Source organism: Sphingomonas sp. FUKUSWIS1, assembly GCF_000733135.1.
Lineage (GTDB): Bacteria > Pseudomonadota > Alphaproteobacteria > Sphingomonadales > Sphingomonadaceae > Sphingomonas > Sphingomonas aerolata.
Window position 1 is genome coordinate 1 of the sequence record NZ_JPJC01000195.1, and the last position, 3,042, is coordinate 3,042.

The window sequence follows — 3,042 nt, forward strand, 5'->3', positions numbered from 1 at the left end:
CTCGCGCGGCTCGTCCCCGAACTCGGCCTCGTCATCGCGCACGGCAAGATGGACGCCGCCGAGCTCGACGACGCCATGGCGGGCTTTGCCGCGGGTGACGGCGACGTGCTGCTCGCGACCAACATCATCGAGGCGGGGCTCGACGTGCCGCGCGCCAACACGATGATCGTCCACCATGCCGACCGGTTCGGCCTGTCGCAGCTCCACCAGCTGCGCGGCCGGGTCGGGCGCGGCGGCCGGCGCGGTCAGATCCTGCTGTCGACCGACGGTGAGGCCATGATCGCCGAGGCGACAATGAAGCGCCTGCGCACGCTCCAGGCGTTCGACCAGCTCGGCGCGGGCTTCGCGATCAGTGCGCGTGATCTCGACATGCGCGGCGCGGGCGATCTGGTCGGCGAGGATCAGGCCGGCCACATGAAGCTGATCGGTATCGACCTCTACCAGCACCTGCTGGGTCGCGCGCTGAAAGCCGCGCGCGGCGAACCGGTCGATCAGTGCCAGCCGGTGCTCAATCTCGGCGTCGGCGGCATGCTTCCCGAAGAGTGGATCCCCGAGACCGACCTGCGGCTGACGCTCTACGGCCAGCTCGCGCATCTGACCGACATCGCCGCGCTCGATGCGTTCCAGGCCGAGCTCGAGGACCGGTTCGGCGCACTTCCCGACAATGCCGTCCGCCTGCTCGAATGCGCGCGGATCCGCGCACTCGCCGCCGCCGCCGAAATTCGCCAGATCGATGTCGGCCCGGGCGCCATCGCCTTCACCCCGGGCGACCCCACCGCCGCCCTGCCCGCGCCGTTCGAACAGGCCAAGCGCCGCTGGCTGGTCCGCGAACGGATCGAGGATCCCCTCGCCCGCCTCGACCGCGTCCGCGAGCTGCTGAGCGACCTGTCGGAGTGACGCTCAGCCGCCCGTGCGGCGTAGGAGATACACGTCCATGATCCAGCCGTGCCGGGCGCGCAGTCCGGCACGGCACGTGATGATCTCCGCCCCGACTGAGGCGAGCGGCCCGGCGACCAGCGCCTCCTGCGCCATCCCCAGATACGCCCCCCACCAGATCATGACCCCCTCGGGTGCGAGCGTCTCGAACGCGCACGCCCCGTCGAGCATCACCGCCAGCGTCTCGACCCCCGCTGGCCACCCCTCGGCGCGCAGCCGCCGACCGGTGGTGATCGTCACGGGCGCAGCGAGCGTGTTGAGCGGGATCGCATGCGCCGCGGTCAGCGCCTGCAGGCTGGTGATCCCCGGCACCACGCTGACCCCGATCGACCGCCCTCCCGCTCGCAGCCGGTTAGCGATCCGGAGGCTGCTGTCGTAGAGCGACGGATCCCCCCAGACGAGGAACGCGACCCGTCCTCCGCCCGGCAGATGCTCGGCGATCTGCGCCGCCCACACCGCCGCGATATCATCGTGCCACGCATCGACCGCCGCACGGTACGGCGCGTCCGCATCGCGCTCGGGCAGATCGAACTCCACCACTCTGGCAGGCCCGGTCAGCAGCGCGGCGCAGATCGTCCGGCGCAGATCGACCAGATCGGATTTCCCCGCGCCTTTCCGCGGCAACAGGATCAGGTCGGCGGCGTTCATCGCCGTGACTGCGGCGCGCGTCACATGATCGGGATTGCCCGTGCCGATCCCGATCAGCGATATCGCGATGTCGACTCCGCTCACGGCGCCATCAACGATCCATAGAGGATCAGCGCGGGCTTGTCGGACACGCCCCCCGCCAGCCGCGCCGCGAGCCCCGCGATCGTCGACCAGGTCAGGCTCTGGTCGGGATGCCCGACATTCTCGGCGAGCAGCGCGGTCGTGTCGCCCGGCAGGCCATGTGCGACGAGCGACTCAACCAGAGCCGGAAACGTCCGCTGCGGCATGAACACGACCGTTGTCGCCTCCGGATCGGCGAGCGCGGCCATGTTGCGCTGCTGCGGCAACTGCCCGGTCACGTCATGGCCGGTGACATATTGCACCCGGCGCGCGGACAGCCGGCGCGTCAGCGGGATCGCGGCGGCGGCAGCAGCCGCGCTCGCCGCGCTGATCCCCGGGACGATCTCGAACGTCACGCCCGCCTCGCGCAGCGCGACGATCTCCTCCTCCAGCCGCCCGAACATCCCCGCATCGCCAGACTTCAGCCGGACGACGCGCGCCCCCGTTAGCGCGTGGTCGACCAGCAGTTGCGAGACATGCGACTGGCGCGGCGACGGCCGCCCCGCGCGCTTGCCGACCGCGACCAGTTCGGCACCGACGCGCGCATGACCCAGCACCGCGCCCGACGACAGATCGTCGAACAGCACGACGTCGGCGCGCTGCAACCGCGTCACCGCCTTCAGCGTCAGCAATTCGGGGTCGCCGGGGCCGGAACCGACGAACGAAACGAAACCGGTCATGCAGCCGGTTGGCCAAGGGGGGCGATCATGTGGAAGAAACTACCCGTCACGCCGCCGCGATGCGAGCCGGTTTCGGGCACGGCCTGCGCATTCGCGTCGACCACCTGCGCCAGCGGCGCGTCGGGCTGGTCGAGGATCGTCGAATAATGGAATTCATGCCCCGCCAGCATCGCCCCCGCCGCGATCCCGCCGATCGGCGCGTGCAGCGTCGCGCGGCGATAGCCCAGATGCATCCGCCGCTTCTCGTAACTCGTCACCAGCCCGAGCAGCCCCGCCATCCGGTGCCGCGTCCCGTCCACATCGATCAGCCCCTCACCCAGCGCCATATAGCCGCCGCACTCGCCGTGCACCGGCCGCGTTTCGGCATGCAGCGCCAGCGCCGCGCGGAACCGGTCCGCCGCCGCCAGCGCACCCGCATGCAGTTCGGGATAGCCCCCCGGCAGCCAGACCAGATCGGCATCCTTCGCCGGCGCCTCGTCCGCCAGCGGCGAAAAGGGCAGGATCTCCACCCCCGCGCTGCGCCACCCGTCGAGCACATGCGCATAGGTGAACGAAAAGGCGGCATCCTGCGCCAGCGCGATCCGCTGCGCCGGCGGGGTCGGCACGACCGTCCCCTGCGCGACCGGCCGCGGCGTGGCGGCGGCCGCCTCGCGCAGTG

Annotated in this window: 3 protein-coding genes and 1 pseudogene; 1 reads left to right on the forward strand and 3 read right to left on the reverse strand. The window is 71.1% G+C overall.

The genetic code is table 11. From position 1 onward, the window contains the following. A partial coding sequence (locus tag sphsw_RS12035) for a TRCF domain-containing protein (protein WP_031440826.1) occupies positions 1-897 on the forward strand: 897 nt, incomplete at its 5' end. Between the two features lie 3 nt (positions 898-900). On the opposite strand, the gene cobF is transcribed toward sphsw_RS12035, so the two are convergent. The 3 genes and pseudogenes from cobF to sphsw_RS12050 form a co-directional block, all read right to left on the reverse strand. After that, positions 901-1,668, reverse strand: coding sequence for a precorrin-6A synthase (deacetylating) (cobF, locus tag sphsw_RS12040; RefSeq protein ID WP_235188379.1), 768 nt, complete (start codon positions 1,666-1,668; stop codon positions 901-903). Then, the gene (gene cobA / locus sphsw_RS12045; protein WP_031440828.1) at positions 1,665-2,384 is read right to left on the reverse strand and encodes a uroporphyrinogen-III C-methyltransferase; all 720 of its coding nucleotides are present in this window, start codon (positions 2,382-2,384) and stop codon (positions 1,665-1,667) included. The genes cobF and cobA overlap by 4 nt, the downstream gene beginning before the upstream one ends. Continuing rightward, positions 2,381-3,042: pseudogene (locus sphsw_RS12050) on the reverse strand (cobyrinate a,c-diamide synthase); the annotation flags it as partial. The gene cobA and the pseudogene sphsw_RS12050, both read right to left, overlap by 4 nt.